This is a genomic window from Candidatus Solirubrobacter pratensis (assembly GCF_000425945.1).
GTDB lineage: Bacteria > Actinomycetota > Thermoleophilia > Solirubrobacterales > Solirubrobacteraceae > Solirubrobacter > Solirubrobacter pratensis.
Window position 1 is genome coordinate 235,237 of the sequence record NZ_AUEK01000008.1, and the last position, 18,849, is coordinate 254,085.

At 74.1% G+C, this 18,849-nt stretch carries 19 protein-coding genes; 14 read left to right on the plus strand and 5 right to left on the minus strand.

Annotated elements, in window-relative coordinates; translation table 11 throughout:
- The first annotated feature begins 10 nt into the window (after positions 1-10).
- The 4 genes from H958_RS0111525 (at position 11) to H958_RS0111540 (ending at position 5,291) form a co-directional block, all read left to right on the plus strand.
- The gene (locus H958_RS0111525) at positions 11-1,567 is read left to right on the plus strand and encodes a D-glucuronyl C5-epimerase family protein (RefSeq protein ID WP_156027928.1); all 1,557 of its coding nucleotides are present in this window, start codon (positions 11-13) and stop codon (positions 1,565-1,567) included.
- Positions 1,568-1,626: 59 nt separating this feature from the next.
- Entirely contained in the window at positions 1,627-2,562 is a 936-nt protein-coding gene (locus H958_RS36600; RefSeq protein ID WP_231379229.1) for an acyl-CoA desaturase, read from the plus strand.
- Positions 2,563-2,642: 80 nt separating this feature from the next.
- The gene (locus H958_RS36605) at positions 2,643-3,854 is read left to right on the plus strand and encodes an SAM-dependent methyltransferase (protein ID WP_051324126.1); all 1,212 of its coding nucleotides are present in this window, start codon (positions 2,643-2,645) and stop codon (positions 3,852-3,854) included.
- A 153-nt stretch (positions 3,855-4,007) separates the two neighbouring features.
- Positions 4,008-5,291 (plus strand): DEAD/DEAH box helicase, encoded by a 1,284-nt coding sequence (locus H958_RS0111540; protein WP_028058785.1) that lies wholly within the window; start codon positions 4,008-4,010, stop codon positions 5,289-5,291.
- 398 nt (positions 5,292-5,689) lie between these two features.
- On the opposite strand, the gene H958_RS0111545 is transcribed toward H958_RS0111540, so the two are convergent.
- Entirely contained in the window at positions 5,690-6,001 is a 312-nt protein-coding gene (locus tag H958_RS0111545; RefSeq protein WP_028058786.1) for a c-type cytochrome, read from the minus strand.
- A 49-nt stretch (positions 6,002-6,050) separates the two neighbouring features.
- Here H958_RS0111545 and H958_RS0111550 point away from each other — a divergent pair, with 49 nt between their 5' ends.
- From H958_RS0111550 to H958_RS0111565, 4 genes are all read left to right on the plus strand, one after another.
- Complete coding sequence (locus tag H958_RS0111550; RefSeq protein ID WP_156027930.1) at positions 6,051-6,365, plus strand: hypothetical protein; 315 nt, start codon at positions 6,051-6,053, stop codon at positions 6,363-6,365.
- 88 nt (positions 6,366-6,453) lie between these two features.
- Positions 6,454-7,122, plus strand: coding sequence for a hypothetical protein (locus H958_RS0111555; protein WP_028058788.1), 669 nt, complete (start codon positions 6,454-6,456; stop codon positions 7,120-7,122).
- Positions 7,119-9,071, plus strand: coding sequence for a copper resistance CopC/CopD family protein (locus H958_RS0111560; protein ID WP_156027931.1), 1,953 nt, complete (start codon positions 7,119-7,121; stop codon positions 9,069-9,071). Before H958_RS0111555 ends, H958_RS0111560 begins: the two co-directional genes overlap by 4 nt.
- A gap of 14 nt (positions 9,072-9,085) precedes the next feature.
- A complete protein-coding gene (locus H958_RS0111565; RefSeq protein ID WP_028058790.1) occupies positions 9,086-9,766 on the plus strand; it encodes a YcnI family protein in 681 nt (226 codons plus the stop codon).
- A gap of 19 nt (positions 9,767-9,785) precedes the next feature.
- Here the strand turns inward: H958_RS0111565 and H958_RS0111570 are convergent, their stop codons facing one another.
- Both H958_RS0111570 and H958_RS0111575 read right to left on the minus strand, forming a co-directional pair.
- The gene (locus H958_RS0111570; RefSeq protein ID WP_028058791.1) at positions 9,786-10,001 is read right to left on the minus strand and encodes a hypothetical protein; all 216 of its coding nucleotides are present in this window, start codon (positions 9,999-10,001) and stop codon (positions 9,786-9,788) included.
- 21 nt (positions 10,002-10,022) lie between these two features.
- Complete coding sequence (locus H958_RS0111575) at positions 10,023-11,051, minus strand: sulfite oxidase (protein ID WP_028058792.1); 1,029 nt, start codon at positions 11,049-11,051, stop codon at positions 10,023-10,025.
- 6 nt (positions 11,052-11,057) lie between these two features.
- Between H958_RS0111575 and H958_RS43215 the strand changes: the two genes are divergently transcribed.
- Genes H958_RS43215 through H958_RS0111590 form a run of 3 tightly spaced genes read left to right on the plus strand, consistent with a single transcriptional unit; the run spans position 11,058 to position 14,568 of the window.
- Complete coding sequence (locus H958_RS43215) at positions 11,058-12,140, plus strand: MmgE/PrpD family protein (RefSeq protein ID WP_028058793.1); 1,083 nt, start codon at positions 11,058-11,060, stop codon at positions 12,138-12,140.
- 60 nt (positions 12,141-12,200) lie between these two features.
- Positions 12,201-14,222, plus strand: a complete 2,022-nt coding sequence (locus H958_RS43220) for a SpoIIE family protein phosphatase (RefSeq protein WP_051324127.1) — start codon at positions 12,201-12,203, stop codon at positions 14,220-14,222.
- A 10-nt stretch (positions 14,223-14,232) separates the two neighbouring features.
- Positions 14,233-14,568 (plus strand): STAS domain-containing protein, encoded by a 336-nt coding sequence (locus H958_RS0111590; RefSeq protein ID WP_051324128.1) that lies wholly within the window; start codon positions 14,233-14,235, stop codon positions 14,566-14,568.
- Positions 14,569-14,586: 18 nt separating this feature from the next.
- On the opposite strand, the gene H958_RS0111595 is transcribed toward H958_RS0111590, so the two are convergent.
- Together H958_RS0111595 and H958_RS36620 are read right to left on the minus strand one after the other, a co-directional pair.
- Positions 14,587-15,384, minus strand: a complete 798-nt coding sequence (locus tag H958_RS0111595; protein ID WP_028058795.1) for a hypothetical protein — start codon at positions 15,382-15,384, stop codon at positions 14,587-14,589.
- Between the two features lie 34 nt (positions 15,385-15,418).
- Positions 15,419-16,006 (minus strand): RNA polymerase sigma factor, encoded by a 588-nt coding sequence (locus tag H958_RS36620; RefSeq protein ID WP_051324129.1) that lies wholly within the window; start codon positions 16,004-16,006, stop codon positions 15,419-15,421.
- A 90-nt stretch (positions 16,007-16,096) separates the two neighbouring features.
- On the opposite strand from H958_RS36620, the gene H958_RS0111605 reads away from it, so the two are divergent.
- The 3 genes from H958_RS0111605 to H958_RS0111615 all read left to right on the plus strand — a co-directional run bounded on the left by H958_RS0111605 (position 16,097) and on the right by H958_RS0111615 (position 18,756).
- Positions 16,097-17,038, plus strand: a complete 942-nt coding sequence (locus tag H958_RS0111605; RefSeq protein ID WP_028058796.1) for a hypothetical protein — start codon at positions 16,097-16,099, stop codon at positions 17,036-17,038.
- Positions 17,039-17,110: 72 nt separating this feature from the next.
- Positions 17,111-17,278, plus strand: coding sequence for a hypothetical protein (locus H958_RS46220; RefSeq protein ID WP_156027932.1), 168 nt, complete (start codon positions 17,111-17,113; stop codon positions 17,276-17,278).
- An 86-nt stretch (positions 17,279-17,364) separates the two neighbouring features.
- Positions 17,365-18,756 carry a cupredoxin domain-containing protein gene (locus tag H958_RS0111615; protein WP_028058797.1) on the plus strand — a complete coding sequence of 464 codons (1,392 nt, stop codon included), beginning with the start codon at positions 17,365-17,367 and terminating at the stop codon, positions 18,754-18,756.
- Positions 18,757-18,849: the final 93 nt, after the last annotated feature.

An 18,849-nucleotide genomic window follows, 5' to 3' on the forward strand; every position in this document is an offset into this window, starting at 1 on the left:
TCTCGCAGACGTGAGGAGACTTGCGCTGGTCGCCCTCGCGCTCCTCGCCGGGTGCGCCCCGCCGGCGGCCCGGCCGGCGCCGACCCCGCTCGCACCGGTGCCCGCCGTACCCGACGACCGCGGCGCCCGTGACGTCGCGTACGCGAACGCGCGGCGGGCGCAGGCGGAGGCCGCCGCGCGGCTGCGCGCCGCGATCGCGCAGGCGCGCCGCTCGCCCACGGTCTTCGGCGCGCTGCGCGCCGCGCGGCTCACGGGCCGCATCACCCCCGCCGCCGAGGCGCGGCTGCGCGGAGACTGGGCACGCGCCAACGCGACGCTCTGGACGCTGGCCGGCGTGCGGCGGAGCGAGCTCGCGTACGTCATCGGCGCGGTCTCCTCGCTCGCGGCCCAGCGCGCGCTGACCGCCGGGCGGATCGCGCCGGCGTTCCTGATCCTGCGCACCAACACGACGTTCTGGGCCCGCGCGCCGATGCCCGCGAGCGGCTACCGGACGACCTTCGGACGGGACCCCGCGATCTTCCAGTACTACCCGGGCCACGGCATGCAGCTCCAGCCGCTTGCGAGCTGGGGCAAGGCGAACGCGCTCGCCGGCGCATGCCTGAAGGCGCTGCGGACGGGCAGCCGCAAGCATCCGTGCCGGCATGCCGCGCTGACCGCGACCCTCGACCGGCTCTCGGCGCTTGCGGCGACGCGCAGCGGCTACACCGCGTGGGAGTACTACTTCGCCTACGGCACGGGCACGCCGCCGTGGGTCAGCGGGATGACGCAGGCCACCGCCGCGCAGGCGCTCGCGCGCGGCTATCGCGCGCTCGGCGAGGAGCGCTGGCGGCGGACCGCACTGCGCGCGCTCGGCGCGTTCGAGCAGCCGCCGCCGCTCGGCGTCTCGGTGCCCGCGCCGGGCGGGAACCAATACCTCCTGTACTCGTTCGCGCCCGGCTACCGGGTGATCAACGCCGACCTGCAGGCCGTGCTCGGGCTGCGCGACACGGCGACGCTCACGCACTCGGCCGTCGCGCGCCGGCTGTTCCGCCGCGGCGACCGTGCCGCGCGACGCGCCGTCGCCGGCTTCGACACGGGCGCCTGGTCGCTCTACTCCGCCCGCGGCGCGGAGTCGACGCTCGACTACCACGTGCTCACGGCCAGCTTCCTGAAAGGGCTGTGCGAGCGCCTGCAGGCCAAGGTCTACTGCCGCACGGGCGCGCGCTTCAAGCGCTACGAGAAGGAGCCGACCAAGATCGCCGTCGCACCGGTGCGCAAGCCGCGCGCGTTCAGCGCGACCCGGCTCGCGTTCACACTGTCGAAGATCTCAGCGGTCAAGGTGACCGTCCGGGGAACACGCGGGCTCGGCTTCTCGCGCGAGCTCCAGCTCCCTCGCGGGCGCCACATGCTGGCGTGGAACCCGCCGGGACGCGGCCGCTACCGGCTGCGCATCGAGGCGCGCGGGCCGAGCGGCCCGGCGGGCGTCGTTCAGACGACGATCCGCGTCACGCGGCCGATGCCGAGGCACAAGAAGAAGCACGGGCGTCATCACGATGACGCGAAGCGGCGCGCCGCTAACACCGCTTAGCCAACTCTTCCGCCGGTGGCGCGTCGCGGCGCTGGAGTCCATGACAGACTTGGGTCCCGATGTCCGCCACCATCACCCCGACCGACCGCGATGACGTCCAACCCGTCGCCAACGAAACGCTTGACCGTTTTCTGACCGGAACGGTCACGGTGATTCCAGTGCTGTGCCTCGGCGTCGTGGGCTGGCAGTTGTGGGCCGAGGTCCTCGGCTGGAGCGACCTGATCGTCTTCGCGATCATGTATGTCGTGACCGGGCTCGGCGTGACGGTGGGCTTCCACCGCCTGTTCACGCACCGCTCGTTCAAGACCGGCAAGACCGTGCGCGCGATCCTCGCGATCCTCGGCTCGGCCGCGATCGAAGGGCCGGTGATCTCCTGGGTCGCCGACCATCGCAAGCACCACGCGTTCTCCGACAAGGAGGGCGACCCGCATTCCCCGCACGTCGACCGCGGCTCCGGCGTCACTGGCGCGCTCAAGGGCCTGCTGCACGCCCACGTCGGCTGGCTGTTCATCCACACCCAGCGCGGGCTGAAGACGCGCTACGCGCCGGACCTGCTGGCCGACCCGGTCGTGCGCAAGATCTCCGACACGTTCGTCGTGTGGGTGATCGCCGGTCTGGCCGCGCCGTTCGTGCTCGGCTGGCTGATCGGCGGGACGGTCGCCGACGGGCTGACCGGCCTGCTGTGGGGCGGCGCGGTGCGGATGCTCGTCCTGCACCACGCGACCTACAGCATCAACTCGCTCTGCCACTTCTTCGGGCGGCGCCGGTTCAAGACCGGCGACGAGTCGCGCAACCTCTTCTGGCTGTCGTTCTTCACGTTCGGCGAGGCGTGGCACAACAACCACCACGCGTTCCCGACGTCGGCCCGCCACGGTATGCGCGCCTGGCAGTTCGATCCCTCCGCCTGGGTCATCTGGGCGCTGGAGAAGACGGGCCTGGCGTGGGACGTCGTGAAGATCTCTCCGGAACGGCAGGCGGCTAAGCTCGCGGCGTGAGTGGCAACGACTCGCCCCAAAGGGCTCGCGTTGCCGGGAGCAATCGCCCAGGGGGCGATTCTCCCGGGCGCGGTGAATCGATGAGTGATACCTCGGACCTGAAGGACGCGCTGGCTGCGGCGCTCCCGGAGCGGCCCTTCCGCCTGGAGCTGTGGGATGGGACGGCGCTGGACTCGACCACGAACGGCGGACCGCCCGGCCCGACGTTCCGCCTGACCTCTCCGACCGCGCTCGGCCACGTGCTGCGCGCGCCGAGCCAGCTCGGCGTGGGCCGCGCCTACGTCAGCGGCGGGATCGACGTCGACGACATCGACGCGGCGCTCGCGCTGCTGGCGAGCTGGAGCCCGCCGCCGATCGACACGCGGACCAAGAAGGACATCGCGCTCGCGGCGATCAAGGCCGGCGCGCTCCGGCAAGTGCCGAAGGTGCCCGCGATGGAGCTGCGGCCGAAGGGCAAGCGCCACTCGCTCATGCGCGACAAGCGCGCGGTGACGCACCACTACGACCTCTCCAACGAGTACTTCGCGCTGTTCCTCGACGAGTCGATGACGTACTCGTGCGCGATCTTCTCGCGCGGAGCCGAGACGCTCGAGGAGGCGCAGTTCACCAAGCGCGACCTCGTGTGCACCAAGCTCGGCCTCAAGGCGGGCGACCGCGTGCTCGACGTCGGCTGCGGCTGGGGCGCGTTCGCGATCCACGCGGCGAAGGAGTACGGCGCGCACGTGACCGGCATCACGCTGTCGGAGCCGCAGGCGCGGCTGGCGCGCGAGCGTGCGGCGACGGCCGGCGTGGCGGACAAGGTCGACATCCGCGTGATGGACTACCGCGAGATCAAGGGCGAGACGTTCGACGCGATCGCCTCGATCGGCATGGTCGAGCACGTCGGCAGCGTCAACATCGACCTCTACGCGGCGAACCTGGCGTCGCTGCTCAAGCCCGGCGGCCGGTTGCTCAACCACGGCATCGCGCGCCTGCGCGTCGGCGAAGCCGAGGCGGGTCCGTTCTCGGAGCGCTACGTGTTCCCGGACGCGGCGCCGCTGCACCTGTCGCGGATCCAGCTCGCCCTGGAGCGCGCCGGCTTCCACACCGAGCACGTCGAGGACTTCCCGCAGGACTACGCGCGCACGCTGCTGGAGTGGCAGAAGCGCTTCGAGGCGAACATCGAGCGGGCACGGCAGCTCGGCGGCGACGAGCGGACGCGCGTGTGGCGCATCTACCTGCGCGTCTCCCGTCAGGGCTTCGAGAGCGGCTTCATCTCGGTCTACCAGGTGCGCGCGACGCTGCCTGCCTGACGGCTCGGCTACACTGTTGTTCGACGGGCGGCGATCCTGCCCCCGTGAGGTTGCCGCAGTTCTGAGTCCCGCCTACGCGCGGTTCGGGCCAGCCATCAGCCTCCCGAACCGTTCGCGGCTCATCGAACGCCGCCGTTCAACAGGAGCTTTTCCTTGTCACAGCAGTCCTTCGCCGATCTCGGCGTATCCGAACCCGTCGTGCGCGCGCTCGCCGCGCGCGGCGCGAAGACCCCGTTCGCCATCCAGTCGCTGGTCATCGCCGACGTGCTCGCCGGCCGCGACGTCCTCGCCAAGTCCCCCACGGGCTCCGGCAAGACGCTCGCGTTCGCGACGCCGCTGGTGGACCGCCTGGACTCCAACGGGCCCAAGCAGTCGGCGCTGATCCTCGCGCCGACGCGCGAGCTGGTCTCGCAGATCGTCGAGGAGATGCGGCCGCTGGCGCATGCGCGGGCGCTCAAGGTCGCCTCCGTGTACGGCGGCGTCGGCTTCGACAAGCAGACGCGCGATGCGCGTGCCGCGCACGTGATCGTCGCCACCCCGGGCCGGCTCGAGGACCTGCTCGCGCGGCGGACGTTCTCGCTGGCCAAGGTGCGGATGCTCGTGCTCGACGAGGCCGACCGGATGCTCGACATGGGCTTCCGCCCGGCCGTCGACCGGCTCGTGGCGCAGTGCCCGGACGAGCGCCAGACGCTCTTCTTCTCGGCGACGCTCGACGGCGAGGCCGGCCGCGTGGCCGAGCGGTACACCGTCGACGCCGCCCTGCACGAGCACCGTCCCGCGCCCGAGCGCAAGGCCGACATCGAGCACCGCTTCCGTGCGGTCTCGCGCGACGATCGCATCGACGCGCTGGTCGAGGAGCTCGGCGCCGCCGACCGCGAGCTGGCGCTCGTGTTCGTGCGCACCAAGCGCGGCGCGGACCGGCTCGTGAAGAAGCTCGACGGCGCCGGCGTGCGCGCGGTGGCGATGCACGGGAACAAGTCGCAGAACCAGCGCGAGCGCGCGCTGGCCGCGTTCAGCTCCGGCCGCGCCGACACGCTCGTCGCGACCGACGTCGCCGCCCGCGGGATCGACGTCACGGGCATCTCGCACGTCATCAACTTCGACGCCCCCGAGGACCGCGAGAGCTACGTCCACCGTATCGGCCGCACAGGCCGCGCGGGCCGCACGGGCGTCGGCATCACGTTCGTCGAGGTCGACCAGGTGCGCGACGTCGGCAAGATCGCGGCGGACCTGCGCCTGCACGCCGAGTTCGAGCGCGCGGGCCTCGCGGCCCCGCGCCCGCACGTCACGTCCGGCCGCGGACCGGCCGCGAAGGGCGAAGCCCGCCGCCGCGCCCGCCCCCAGGGCAGCGCCCGCCCCCACGCGGACGGCGGCGGCCCCGCGAGCGGGCGTCCCCGGCGCGGCCGGCGGCGCGCGCCGCGCAGCCAGGCGTCGTAGGCATCGCTTCCGCGCGCCGCGGGGTCGGCGGCGCGCGCCGCGACCTCGGGCCGCGCGTCACCGCGGCGCCGTTGCGCCGCCCCGCGAGTCGCCGCTCGCCACGGCGCGATCTCCGCGAGTCGCCGCTCGCCGCGGCGCGATCTCCGCGAGTCGCCGCGCGCCTCGGCGCGATCTCCGCGAGTCGCCGCGCGCCTCGGCGCGATCTCCGCGAGTCGCCGCGCGCCTCGGCGCGGCCTCCGCGCTGCGCCTCTCCGGGAGCGGGAACTGCGCTGGTAAGGGAGTGGGTCCTTTCGGGACCGGGCCCGATGCCTCAGCGGGGCGCGGACGTGGTCGATCGCGCGCGAAACGCGCGCGCTCTCCGCGCACTTCCTTACTGCATGCGTTTGACGGGCGCGGCGCTACTTGCCCGCGTTCGCCGCGACGTAGTTCGCGACCGCCTTGATCTGCGCCGCGGTCAGCGTGCCCTTGAACGCGGGCATCCCTCCGCCGCCGTTCTCCACCTGCCGCGTCACGACGGCGGCCGTCGGCTTGAGCTGGTCGAGGTCCGGGCCGACGCGGCCGTTGGCGCCGGCCGCCTTGAGCGTGTGGCAGTTGGCGCACCCGGCCGAGGCGAAGACGTCCTCGCCGGAGGACGCGGACCTGGTGCTCTTGCTCCCGCAGCCGGCCAGCGCGGCCGCGAGCGCGGCGATGACGATGATCTTGAAAGGCAAGGCGAACGGACTGTACCGGCGCGGCGTATATGTCTAGGCTGTGGCGGTCATGCGCACCCCTCGGGCCCTCCTGATCCTGCTGGGCTTCGCTGCCTTGCTGGTCGCCGGCGTCCAGGGCCTGACGGGTGTGACCGAGTTGGCGTTCTACGCCGGGCCGTTCCTGCTCGTGCTGGGACTGCTGCTGAGCGGCCGCTTCATCGGCGAGCAGGCGATCCTCGCTCGCTGCGCGAAGCGCGCGCCCGCACGTCGCCGCCGCCCCGCTCGCCGGCGCTGGCCCGCGGTCCGTCAGCGTGCGCTCGCGTCGCTGCTCGAGCGCAGCACCAGCCTGCTCCGCGGGCCGCCTGCCCACGCCGTCCCCGCCTAGGCGCGCCGGCGCCGCAGGCGCATCCCGCAGAGAGCATCGCCGTCCCGGCGATGCGGCCCAGCTCACGACGACTACTGAAGGAGATCCCTTGCGGACCCTCGCCTCGGTCGTCGCGGCGGCCGCGCTGACGCTCGGCGCGCCCGCGGCGGCGCTCGCCCACCAGGGCAACCCCAACTACCGCTCCGTGGTCAAGACGATCACGCCGGCCACCAAGGGCCTGACCGTGTCCGTCCTCAACTACGACGACCGCCTGCTGATGCAGAACACGTCAGGCGACCAGGTGACGGTGCTCGACTACAAGCAGCAGCCGTACATCCGCGCGGACGCGAACGGGACGGTCTCGGTCAACACCAACTCCGAGGCGTATTACCTCAATGAGGACCGCTACGGCGAGGAGACGGTGCCCAAGGGCCTGTCCAGCACGCCGGCGTGGAAGGTCGTCTCGCGCAACGGGCGCTACGACTGGCACGACCACCGCATGCATTGGATGGGCAAGGGCGACCCGCCGAACCTCAAGGACAAGAGCCGGACCACGAAGATCGACGACTGGTCCGTGCCGATCAAGGTCGGGACGGCGACGGGCGCTGTGGGCGGGACGCTGACGTGGGTGCCGAAGCCGAGCGAGCCGCTCCCGCTGGGCGCGATCTTCGCCTTCGCGGCCCTGCTGATCCTGCTCCTGCTCGCCGTGTTCTTGATCCGCCGGCGGCGGGCGCAGGCGCCGGTGGGCGAGAAGAAGGGCCCGGCGGAGGCGTGGTGATCGCGCGCGGGCAGGCCCGCGGACGCGTGATGACCGCGCGCCGGCAGGCCCGCGGACGCGTCGTGACCGCGCGCGGCGAGGCCCGCGGACGCGTGGTGACCGCGCGCGGCGAGGCCCGCGGACGCGTCGTGACCGCGCGCCGGGAGGCCGGTGGCCGGCTCGCCGCAAAAGGGCGATTGCGCCGCCCCGTCCCCGCGGCGCGCGCCTGGGCCGCGCTCGCGGTCGCGGCGCTCGCGCTGGCGCTCGCCCCCGCGGCCGCGTCCGCGCACGCGACGCTCGAGAGCACGGTCCCCGCGCGCGGCGCGCAGCTCGCCAAGGCGCCGGCGCAGGTCGAGTTCCGCTTCGACGAGGCGGTCGAGGCGACGTTCGGCGCCCTGCGGGTCTTCGACTCCCAAGGCCGCCCGGTGCAGGAGGGCGACGCCTTCCACCCCGACGGCAACGGCAGCCACGTCGCCGTCAAGCTCAAGCCCGGCCTGAAGGACGGCACGTACACCGCGACCTACCGCGTGATCTCCGCGGACGGGCACCCGGTCTCGAGCGGCTTCGTGTTCAGCGTCGGCGACGCCGGGCCGGCCGGGAAGTCGGTCGACTCGCTGCTCGCCGGCGAGAGCACCGGTCCGATCACGGACTCTGCCTTCGCGGTCGTTCGCGCCGTGCAGTACGCGGCGATCGCACTCGGCCTCGGCACGCTCGCGTTCCTGCTGCTGTGCTGGCTGCCCGCGCTGCGCGCCGTCGCGGGCGGCGACGCGACCTGGCAGGCCGCGTCGGACGCCTTCGCCGCCCGGGCGCAGCGGATCCTCGTCGCGGCAGGGATCGCCGGCCTGCTCTCCGGCGCCGCGGCGCTCGTGCTCCAGGGCGCCGTCGGCCAGGGCTCCACCTTCTGGGACGCGCTCAAGCCGGGCGTCGTCAACGAGGTCCTCGGCACGCGCTTCGGGACCGCGTGGGGCCTCGGCGCCGTCGCATGGGCGGAGGTCCTGGGCGCGCTCGCGATCCAGCGCCCCCTACCCCGGCTGCAGCCGGCGAGCGTCGGCGCGACCGGGCTCGCGCTGCCGAGCCCGCGGCTGGCGGCGCTCGCGCTGCCGCTGCTCGCCCTCGCGTTCCTGCCCGCGATGGGCGGCCACGCGAGCGTGCAGTCGCCCGTCGCGCTCCTACTCCCGGCCAACGTCCTGCACGTGCTCGCGATGAGCGCGTGGCTGGGCGGCATCGCCATGCTCGTGCTGGCGCTGCGAGCCGCGACCGCGCGTCTGGACCCGGCGGATCGCGGCCGCCTGCTGGCCGCCACGGTCAGCCGCTTCTCCAGCGTCGCCGGCATCGCGATCGCCGTCCTGCTCGCGACCGGCGCCGTGCAGGGCATCGTCGAGGTGCGCACGTTCGCCCACCTGCTCGACACCGCGTTCGGCCGGGCCGTGCTGATCAAGATCGCCGTCGCGCTGGCGATCGTCGCGCTCGGCGCCCTCAACCGGCAGCGCCTGCTGCCGGCGCTGCGCTCGGCGACCACGCCCGGCCGTGCCGGCGTGCTGCTGCGCCGCACGCTCAAGGCCGAGCTCCTGCTCGGGCTCACGGCGCTCGGCGCCACCGGCGCTCTGTCGACGTACGCGCCGTCGATCGCCATGTCGTCCGGCCCGTACGCCACGAGCGCCGTGATCGGCCCGGCGCGCCTGGAGGTCACCGTCGACCCGGCGAAGGTCGGGCCCAACCAGCTGCACCTCTATCTGTTCGATCGCAAGACCGGCGCGCCGTTCGATCAGACCGAGGAGATCCGCGTCACCGCGGCGCTGCCCGGCAAGGGCATCGCGCCGATCGCGATGACGCCCCATGTCGCCGGCCCCGGCCACTTCGTGGTCGACGGCGCGAAGCTCGCCGTGAAGGGGAAGTGGACGCTGACCGTGGTCGACCGCGTCTCCGACTTCGACGAGTACCAGACCCGCTTCACCGCTCCTATCGAATGACCCGGAGAACCCTGATGCGACCCCGTACGCTCGCCGCGGCACTCGCGACGGCCGCCCTCGCGCTCCCCGCGACCGCGCAGGCCCATGTCACGCTGCAGCCGTCCTCGGTGCCCGCCGGCGGCGACGACACGCTGCTCGACGTCCGCGTCCCCAACGAGCGCAGCGACGCCTCGACCGTGAAGGTCGACCTGCAACTGCCGCCCGGCTTCGCCTCGGCCTCCTTCCAGCCGGTCCCCGGCTGGAGCGTGAAGGTGACCAAGGTCAAGCTCCCGAAGCCGATCATGACCGACGACGGCGAGATCACAGAGGGCGTCTCGCGCATCACCTGGACGGGGAACGGCAAGCAGGGCAGCATCCCGCCCGGCGGATTCCAGGACTTCGGGCTCTCGGTCGTGGTGCCCGGCAAGGCCGGCGACGAGCTGACGTTCAAGGCGCTGCAGACCTACAGCAACGGCGACGTCGTGCGCTGGATCGGCGCCAAGGACTCCGACAACCCGGCCCCGACGGTCGCGGTCACCGCCGCGGGCGACTCGGCGAAGCCCGCCGCCACGCCGGCGGCGGCCGCCACGTCCACGGCCACCAAGAGCGACGGCTCCAACGGCCTCGCGGTCGCCGCGCTGATCGTCGGCGCGCTCGGGCTCATCGCCGGCATCGCCGGCCTGACCGCGACACGCCGCAAGACCGCCCGCGCCTAGATGGAGGCCCCTGCGGTCTTCAGGAAACGGTGCGGCGGAAGAGCCAGAAGCAGACGGCGGCCAGGATCAGGGCGAGGATCGGCAGGCCGGCGCCGAAGGACGTCAGGATCGCCAGCACCAGCCCGACCACGCCGAGGATCCCGAGCGTCCCGCCCGCCAGCACGAGGCGGTAGGCGCGCTGCTCGCGCTGCTTGCGGGAAGGCCGGGAGCCCCGGCGGCGCTCGATGTCACTCATAGTTCCGATGATGCCACGCCCTCAGCCCACCTGGACCTCCACCCGCGCCCAGGAGTTGTTCACGTAGCCCTTGGGATTCCAGAGCGACGCGGGGTCCTCGGGCTGCGTCGCGGCGGCGCTGTCCCACGCGCGCGCGACGATCTCGAGCGGCCCCGGCCGCGCGTCGAGCACCGTCCGCCATTGCCGCCACGCCCACGGCGCGGGGTCGCCGAGCAGGTCGGCCTCGCGCCAGTGGCGGCCGCCGTCGGTCGAGACGTCGACGCGGACGATCAGGCGGTCGTCCCCGGCGAACGCGTACCCGAGCACCTCGAGCTCGCCCGCCGCGACCCGTGCGCCGTCCTCGGGGACGATGATGTCGGCATTGACCGCGACGGCGCCGAGCGCGACGCCGTCGCCGTCCGGATCGTCGGCCGGGATCAGCCGGTAGGCGACCGCCTGGAAGTGGTTGCGCGAGGGCTCCGCGAACGCGTTGACGTGCGTGAGCCACTTGACGCTGCGCGCGCCGATGTACCCCGGCACGATGGCGCGCAGCGGCGCGCCGTGCTCGGCCGTCAGCGGCTCGCCGTTCATCTCCCACGCGAGCAGCACCTCGCCCCCGAGCGCCTTCGCGCGGGGGATCGACCCGCCGAACGGCTCGCCGGACTCCTCCGCCGGCTCCGCGCCCACCAGCTCGACGTGCGCCGCCTCCTCGCGCAGCCCCGCGGCCGCCAGCACGTCCGCGAGCGCCGCGCCGCGCCAGAGCGCGGTGCCCGTGGCGCCGGGACCCCAGGCCGTCTCGCCCGGGATGTCGCGCACCGCCATCAGCCCGGCCCGGCGGTTGCCCGCGCACTGCAGCGTCGCCACCAGCTCGCGCGCCTCGAAGCCGGCGCGCAGGTCGGCGACCGTGAGCTCCAGCTCGCGCTCCACCAGCCCGCCGACCCGGAACGAGGCCGGCGGCCCCGGAATCGGCCCGTGGTTGCGCACGTAGAACGCGCCGGTGGCGGTCAGCACCGAGGTCAGGCCTGAGCGTGGTGTCTCCGCGTTGAGCGGATCGCGCGAGTGAACGATCATCGGGGCGTGTCATATCGTGCCGCGTTCCTCGACTGGCTGGCCTGTGCGAAGGGCGGGCATGACCAACCGGCGGCCCGCGCCGCCCGCGCGGCGGGCGACCCCGTCGCCGCCCTCGGTGCCGCCGGCCATGTGCTCGACTTCGACGACACGTTCCTACCCGGCATCGCGCACCTCAGCGCGCCGGTCGCGCCCGCGGCGCTCGTGCTGGCCGCCGAGACCGGCGCCGGCGTCCAGGAGCTGCTCGACGCCTACGCGGCCGGCTTCGAGGCGATGGGCGCGCTCGCCCGCGCGTCGCATCCGGCGCTCTATGACCGCGGATTCCATCCGACCGGCGTGTGCGGCTCGGTCGGCGCGGCCGTCGCCGCCGCCCGCCTGCTCGAGGCGCCGGAGGACGCCGCGGTCGCGCTCGCCTTGCTGCGCGCCTCGGGCCTGCGGGCGGCCTTCGGCTCCGACGGCAAGTCGCTCCAGGTCGGCCTGGGCGCGTCCGCCGGCGTCGCCGCCGCACGCCTCGCCGCGGCCGGGGCGCGCGTGCCGAAGGAGCGCGTCGCGAGCGCCTGGCGCGACGCCTACGGCGGCCAGTGGGCGGAGCCCGACCCCGAGCGCCCCGCGATCGCGGAGAACTGGATCAAGCCCTGGCCGTGCTGCCTGCAGACGCACGGGGCGATCGAGTGCGCCGACGCGGTCGACGGCGTCCCCGACGGGCCGCTGACGGTGCTCGCCCATCCCGTCTCGCGCCAGGCCGCGGGCTACGACGCCGTCGAGACGTCCCTGCAGGCGAAGTTCTCGATCCCGTACACGACCGCCTACACGCTCCTGCACGGGCCGCCTGACGTCGCGGCCTTCGCGACGCTCGATCCGGAGGCGCAGCGGCTCTCGGCCCGCATCGGCGTGCGCACCGACCCCGGCCTGCGCGAGTCGGAGTTCCGGCTCTTCGCCGGCGGTGAGGAGCTGGCGCACACGACGGCGGCGCGCGGCTCACCGGAGCACCCGCTCTCGCCCGAGGCGCTGGCGGCGAAGGTGCGCGGCCTTGCGCCCGGGCTGGACGGCGCGCTCGACGACGCGCGCCGGCCGGCGGCGGACCTCCTCTAGCGGGGAGGTCGCGCGCCGCAACCGTCACGTCAGCGGTCCTGTACCACTACGATCGCCTTGATGCTCGTCGGAGACGCGGATGCGCTGCGCTTGCTCGCCGTCGCCGCGCGCGCCGTCACGGCGGCGGCGACGGTCGAGGACGTGCTCGACATCGCGGCCGACGCGGCGCGCTCGGTGATCGGCACGACGTACGGCTCCGCACGCCGCGATCCCGCCGACTTGCCGCCTCCCGGGCCGCGCCTGGTCGCCCCACTGCTGGCCCGCGACGGCCGCAGCATCGGCGTGATCGAGCTCTCGGACAAGCGCGACGGCACGCCGTTCAGCGACGCCGACGAGGCGATCCTCGCGCAGCTGGCCCAGATGGCGGCCAATGCGATCGAGACGCTCGAGCTGCTCGCGCGCGAGCACGCCGCGCGCGTGGAGGCCGAGGAGACCGGCCGCCGCCTGCTGCGCGAGAAGCAGCGCGCCGAGGCGTTGCAGCGCGTCGGCGCCGCGCTGACGGCGCGGCTGGAGCTGCGCGAGATCGTGCAGCTCGCCACCGACGCCGCGCGCGAGTTGACGCCCGCCTCGTTCGGCGCGTTCTTCTACAACGTGCTCTCGGACGCGGGCGAGTCCTACATGCTCTACACGCTGTCGGGCGTCGAGCGCTCGGCGTTCGAGCGCTTCCCGATGCCGCGCAACACGCAGATCTTCGCGCCGACGTTCAACGGCGAGGGGATCGTCCGGCTCGACGACGTCAAGGCCGATTCGCGCTACGGCCACATGGAGCCCTACCACGGCATGCCGCCGGGCCATCTGCCGGTCCGCAGCTACCTCGCCGTGTCGGTGATCGCGTCGACCGGCGACGTGCTCGGCGGGCTGTTCTTCGGCCATCCGGAGCCGGGCATGTTCTCCGAGGAGGACGAGCGGATGGTCGTGGGGATCGCGGCGCAGTCGGCGATCGCGATCGAGAACGCGCGCCTGTACCAGGAGCGCACGCGCACCGCGCAGACGCTGCAGCGCGCGCTGCTGCCGCCGAGCCTGCCGGAGCCGGAGGGGCTGCTGTTCGCCGCCGGCTACCGCGCCGCGGGGGCGGGCAACGAGGTCGGCGGCGACTTCTACGACGTCTTCGAGCAGTCCGACGGCAGCTTCGTGGTGGTCGTCGGCGACGTCTGCGGCAAGGGGCCGCAGGCCGCCGCGGTGACGGCCCTCGCGCGCTACACGCTGCGCGCCCACGCTGCCGCGGCGCTCAGCCCGGCGTACCTGCTGCTGCGCCTGAACGAGGCGCTGCTGCGCCAGCGCGCGCCCGGGTTCGTCACCGTCGTGCTCGCTCGCGTCGAGCTGACGCCGGCGGGCGCGCGGATGGAGGTCACGAGCGCCGGGCACCCCGCGCCGGTGCTCGCTCGCGCCGGCGGCGCGGCGCCGCTCGGCGAGGTCGGGACGCCGCTCGGGATCGTGAGCGACCCGGACCTGCCCGAGCTGACGATCGACCTGGAGCCCGACGACCTCGTCGCCTTCTACACCGACGGCGTCACCGAGGCGGCGGCGCCGCGCGTGCTGCTCGACGAGACCGACCTCGCCGTGCTGATCGCCGAGCGCGCGTCCTCTGGCCCGGCCGCCGTGGTCGACGCGCTCGAGCAGACCGCCGTGCGGATCGCCGAGGGCGAGCCGCGCGACGACATCGCGGCGCTTGCGCTCATGCTCCCACGCTCGGGGCCGGTGATCGCGCGCGAGTTCCCGGCGACGCTGCACGCCGCGCGCGACGTGGCCGAGGTGCTCGAGCCGCTCTCCGGCGAGCTCGGACCGGAGGTGGCCGCCGACCTGCGCCTGCTGACGACCGAGCTTGTCGCCAACGCCGTCCGCCACAGCGGCGTCGCGAAGGGCTCGCTGGAGGTGCGCGTGCGGCTCACCGGCGACGTCGTGCACCTGAGCGTCGCCGACGACGGGCCGGGCTTCGCGCTGCCGGAGCGGCCGGTCACGGCGCCGCAGGGCCCAGGCGGCTGGGGCCTGTACCTCGTCGATCGGTGCGCGGCGCGCTGGGGCGCCGAGCGCGGAGACCGCCACCTCGTGTGGCTCGAGCTGGAGCGCGAGCATGCCGCCTGACCCTGGAGCGATGACCGTGCGCGCGGACGCCCTCGACGCCGAGACGACGCTCGTCGCGATCGCCGGCGAGATCACGTTCTCGAACGTCAACGGCCTCGGCCGCGAGCTCGCCGGCGCCCTGCAGGCGGGCGCCCGCAACCTCGTGATCGACCTCTCGGCCGTGGAGTTCATCGACTCCTCCGGGCTGTCGACCCTGCTGAGCGCGAGCTCGCAGGCGCGCGAGCGCGGCGGCGCCGTCGCGCTCGTGCACGGCGAGCGGCCGCCGTCGATCTTCCGCTTCCGCGGCGTCGAGCGCCTGCTCGCGCTCTACGAAAACCGCGACGAGGCGCTCGCGGGCCTGCGCTGACCCGACGGGCGGTCGGCGCTAGCCGATCTTCTTGACGCCGCGCCCCGCAGGCGTGGCGCGGTAGGCGGGGCTGCCGCCCTTGAAGACGAGCACCCAGCCGTCGCCGGTGAGCACGAGGTAGCCGACGTCGGCGGCCAGGCGCCCGGCCATGCGGGCGGCGGCGCGGACGATGCGGGCGGGCGCGCCGGTGGCGACCGTCCGCAGCGCGGACTGCCGCACGCCGACCGGCGCCTTGACGTCGATCCGGCTCCCGTCGGCGCCGATCTGCACGATGTGGCGCGTCCGGCCGCTGACGACCTGCGCGTTGATGCGGTCCGGCGCGATCCGCAGCGGCTGCTCGAGCCGTCCCTCGGGGAGCTTGGCGAGCGCGGCGCGCAGGGCGGCGGGACGCAGCAGCGAGTCGGCGGAGGCGGCGTTGGGTGACGCGCCCGGGGAGATCCGGCCACGGATCCCGTCGACCGCGTCGCGGCCGGCATCCACCGCCGCGTTCACGCCGATCGCGCTGACGCCGAGCACTGCGACAAGGATCAGCAGCTTCGCCAGGCTCGGGCCGCGGCGCCGGTTCCGCGATGGCGTGCGCGGCTCGGCCGGCTTGGCGCGCAGGAACGGCGCCGTCGCCTCGCCGGCGGCGAAGACCGCCGTGGCGGGATCAGCCGCCGGGGCGGCCTGCGCCGCCAGGCCGGGCAGCGGATCGGCGCGCGGGTCGCGGCGCGTGACCGCCGCCGGCTCCCGCGACGCCGGGCCGGACGCGCGCCAGCCCATCTCCCGCAGCGAGTCCTCGCCCTTCTCGCGCCCGAAGGCGTCCCGATCGCCCATGCGCCGCACATCCTCCGTGGGCGCCCGGGCGCCGTCAACCGCCGTTAGGCCTGGGACCGGCCGTGGGGCGGGATCGAGCCCTCCGATACCCCTCCGCGTCCAGCAGGCCCCGGAGCCTCCGCAGGCCGTTGACCATGCGCATCTTGACCGTCCCGAGCGCGATCCCGGTCGCTTGCGCGATCTCGCTCTGGCTCTGGCCGAGGTAGAACCGCCGCCGCAGCAGCTCGGCCTCGGTCGGATCGAGCCGGGCGAGCAGGTGCGCGAGGTGCCAGCGCTCGACGAGCTCGTCGATCCACGCGTCGTCCGCGGTCCCGGCGAGCGCGACGGCGGTGGCCGGATCGCGCGGTTCGGGCACGCGCCGGCGCAGCTGGTCGAGCGCGCGGCTGCGCGCGATCGTGAGGATCCAGGCGAGCAGGCTCGCGCGCCCGTCGTCGTAGCGGTCCGCACGCTGCCAGACCTCGAGGAAGACCTGCTGCTGGACGTCCTCGGCGGCGGCACGATCGCCGAGCGATCGGACCAGCAGGCCGAACGTCGTTCGCCCGTAGCGCTCGTAGGCCTCGCGCAGCGCCTCAGGATCGCGGCGCCGCAGGCGCTTGGCGAGCCGACGCTCGTCACGATCCACCCGGCGAGCATCGCAGCGTCCGCCCCGGGCATCGGCGCGCGGGTGCGCCAGCTTCCAACCGCGGCCGCCGCCCGCCCCGTAGCGAGAGGCATGACCGTACGGATCATCGGCGCCTCCGTCGCCCTCCTGCTCGTGGCCGCGCCGGCCGCGCAAGCCCGCGATCCGCTCGCGGGCGGCACCACCACCCTGAGGCCGGCCAAGGGGCTGTCAGGCACCGTACACGTCTCGCGCGCGTCGTTCCGCATCACCGGCGGCACGCTCGAAAGCGGCCACGCGAGGGGGACGATCCGGCACGCCGGCACGCTGCGCGTGCGCGCCGGCTCAAAGAAGGTGACCGCGCGCAGCCTGGTCATCAGGCTCGGCAAGCGCCGTACGCTCAGCGCCAAGGTCCACGGCGCGCGCGTGACGCTGCTCAAGCTCAACGGCGGCAAGGTCTCGCGCGCCGGCTTCGACACGAAGATCGCCCGCGTGCGCGCCCGGCTGAGCGCCGCCGCGGCCAAGGCCCTCGGCGTGCGCGCCGGCCTGAGGCTCGGCACCCTCTCGCTGCGCGCCAGGCCGAAGTCGGTCGCGCTCGCCGATACGGGCGCGACCGCGGTCGCGCTCGCTCCGGGCGCCGCGTCCACGCTCCAGAGCCTCGGCATCGCGGCCGCGCCGCTCGCTCCCTCGACCGCGCTGTCGTTCCCCGTCACCGGCGGACGCGTCGACGTCAAGACGTTCGCCGGTTCGATCACCCACGCCGGAGGCGTCGCGCTGACCAACGGCGCGACGACGGTGGCGCTGACCGACTTCATGATCGATGTCTCGGCGGCGCCGCAGCTGACCGCGCTGGTCGGCGGGACGCGCGTCCCGATCGCGTCGCTGGACCGCGCGGCGCTCAAGCCGTCGGTCAAGGGGCGCGACATCAGGCTCGCGAACGTCGCCCTGAAGCTGACGGCGCCGGCCGCGGCGGCGTTCAACCAGGCGTTCGGGACCACGGCCTTCGCGGAGGGACTGCTGCTCGGCACGGCGGCGATCACCGCCTCGGCGAGCTGAGGGCATAGGCTCACGGGGGCGCTGGACGCGTTCGCCGCCGCTCCGCCGCCCGGATGAGCTAACGTCCCGCCCGTGCTGTTCGTTCTCGCCGACAAAGCGCTCACGTCCTCGATCATCGTGATCCTGGTGTGGGTGATCGCCTTCCCCGTCCTCGTCCAGGGCCTGATCGTCTACGCCGTCATCCAGGCACGCGGCGAGAAGCGCGCGAACCAGGAGCTCCGGCGACGCCGAGAGTCCTAGCCGCCGCGCTGGCCGTCGCCGCTGCGCTCGCGGCGTCACCCGCCCGCGCCGCTGCGCTCCCGGGCGCCCACATCTCGCAGACGGATGTGATCCCGGCGGTCGGGTACGCCGGCGTTCAGCACCTGCAGTACCGCTACGGACCGATCGCGATCGAGCCCGGGCAGAACAGCATCGAGACCGGCACGGACCTGCCGCGCCCCTCGGTGCCCGGCTTCATCACGCGCTTCTCGCCCAACCTCGTCTACGCGGACGGCGGCGGCGTGCCGCGAGTCGACGTGCTGCACCTGCACCACGGCGTATGGGTGGTCAACGGCTACCCGACCTTCGCGGCCGGCGAGGAGAAGACGATCATGCAGCTGCCGCAGGGCTTCGGGCTGCGCTACGAGCCGTCCGACGCCTGGGTGCTCAGCTACATGATCCACAACCTCACGCAGACGCCCGCGAGCGTCTACCTGACCTATGACGTCGACTTCGTGCCCGACGGCTCCGGGACGGCGCTGACGCCGGTCAAGCCGCTGTGGATGGACGTCGCCGGCATCAAGGCGTACCCGGTCTTCGACGCGCTGAAGGGATCGGGCAGGCGCTACACGTTTCCGGAGGAGGCCGGCAAGGCGCAGCGCGACAAGGTCGGCGCCGCCGCGACCTGGACCGCTCCGGCCGACGTGACGCTGATCGCGGCGTCCGGGCACCTGCACCCCGGTGGCCTGTGGAACGACATCGACGTCGAGCGCGGCGGCGCGAGCAGGCGCATCTTCCGGTCCGAGGCGAAGTACTTCGAGCCGGCCGGCGCGGTCTCGTGGGACGTCGCGACGACCGTGACCAAGCCCGGCTGGCGCGTGGCGCTGCGGGCCGGGGACCGGCTCGAGCTCGCGACGACGTACGACACGCGCAAGGCGTCGTGGTACGAGTCGATGGGCATCAGCGTGCTCTTCTACGCGAGCGGCGTGCCGGGCGCGGACCCGTTCGCGCAGCCGGTCGACTGGCACGGGCAGCTCACGCACGGCCACCTGCCGGAGAACGACCATCACGGCGGCGGCCCGTTCGGCTTCCCGGACGCCCGCACGCTGCCCGACGGCGCGCGCACCGCGGCGGTCGCGATCCGCGGCTACGTCTACGGCCGCGGCGACCTGTCGGCGAGCAACGCCACCGGCCGGCCGCCGGTCGTGCGCGCCGGCCGCTCGCTCACCTTCAAGAACCTCGACGCGACGCGCGGGATGTCGCCGCGCAGGTCGGCCTACCACACGATCACGGCCTGCCGCGCGCCCTGCAGCCGCGCGACGGGGATCGCGTACCCGCTCGCCGACGGCAAGGTCACGTTCGACTCCGGCGAGCTCGGCTACGGCCCGTCCGGCTACACGCCCGCCGCGAACCGCGACACGTGGAAGACGCCGAAGAGCCTCAAGCCCGGTACGTACACGTACTTCTGCCGCATCCATCCCTTCATGCGGGGCTCATTCCGGGTAACTTCCGCCCGGTGAAGATCATTTCACTGGTTGCACTCGCGCTGCTCGCAGCGCCGGTCGCCGCATCCGCGCAGGAGCCGGCGGGGCGCCTGCCATCGCGGGCTCGGC

What these genes read in the sequence shown, in the direction of transcription:
- H958_RS0111570 (WP_028058791.1), bottom strand. Translation starts at nt 10,001, where the DNA reads ATGAGTGACATCGAGCGCCGCCGGGGCTCCCGGCCTTCCCGCAAGCAG.
- H958_RS0111550 (WP_156027930.1), top strand. Translation starts at nt 6,051, where the DNA reads ATGCGCACCCCTCGGGCCCTCCTGATCCTGCTGGGCTTCGCTGCCTTG.
- H958_RS0111595 (WP_028058795.1), bottom strand. Translation starts at nt 15,384, where the DNA reads ATGGGCGATCGGGACGCCTTCGGGCGCGAGAAGGGCGAGGACTCGCTG.
- H958_RS43220 (WP_051324127.1), top strand. Translation starts at nt 12,201, where the DNA reads ATGCTCGTCGGAGACGCGGATGCGCTGCGCTTGCTCGCCGTCGCCGCG.
- H958_RS0111605 (WP_028058796.1), top strand. Translation starts at nt 16,097, where the DNA reads ATGACCGTACGGATCATCGGCGCCTCCGTCGCCCTCCTGCTCGTGGCC.
- H958_RS0111575 (WP_028058792.1), bottom strand. Translation starts at nt 11,051, where the DNA reads ATGATCGTTCACTCGCGCGATCCGCTCAACGCGGAGACACCACGCTCA.
- H958_RS36605 (WP_051324126.1), top strand. Translation starts at nt 2,643, where the DNA reads ATGAGTGATACCTCGGACCTGAAGGACGCGCTGGCTGCGGCGCTCCCG.
- H958_RS36600 (WP_231379229.1), top strand. Translation starts at nt 1,627, where the DNA reads ATGTCCGCCACCATCACCCCGACCGACCGCGATGACGTCCAACCCGTC.
- H958_RS0111565 (WP_028058790.1), top strand. Translation starts at nt 9,086, where the DNA reads ATGCGACCCCGTACGCTCGCCGCGGCACTCGCGACGGCCGCCCTCGCG.
- H958_RS0111590 (WP_051324128.1), top strand. Translation starts at nt 14,233, where the DNA reads ATGACCGTGCGCGCGGACGCCCTCGACGCCGAGACGACGCTCGTCGCG.